The sequence below is a fragment of the Duganella alba genome (assembly GCF_009674495.1).
Taxonomy (GTDB): Bacteria; Pseudomonadota; Gammaproteobacteria; order Burkholderiales; family Burkholderiaceae_D; genus Rugamonas; species Rugamonas alba.
In genome coordinates this window covers 1-255 of sequence record NZ_WKJN01000111.1, presented here as the reverse complement: position 1 = coordinate 255, position 255 = coordinate 1, and the positions used below count along the sequence as shown (strand labels likewise).

Here is a 255-nt window from a genome sequence, read left to right as displayed (position 1 = left end):
TCGATTACGAGTATTTAGCCTTGGAGGATGGTCCCCCCATATTCAGACAGGATTTCTCGTGTCCCGCCCTACTTGTCGTACGCTTAGTACCACCGGTCTGATTTCGTGTACGGGGCTATCACCCGCTATGGCTGCCATTTCCAGAGCATTCCACTATCAGTCCGACTATCACGTACAGGCTCTTCCCATTTCGCTCGCCACTACTTTGGGAATCTCGGTTGATTTATTTTCCTGCAGCTACTTAGATGTTTCAGT

The 255-nt window shown here is 49.4% G+C and carries 1 rRNA gene; it reads right to left on the bottom strand.

The window, feature by feature from the left end:
- Positions 1 to 255: ribosomal RNA gene (locus GJ695_RS29495) — 23S ribosomal RNA — on the bottom strand; the annotation flags it as partial.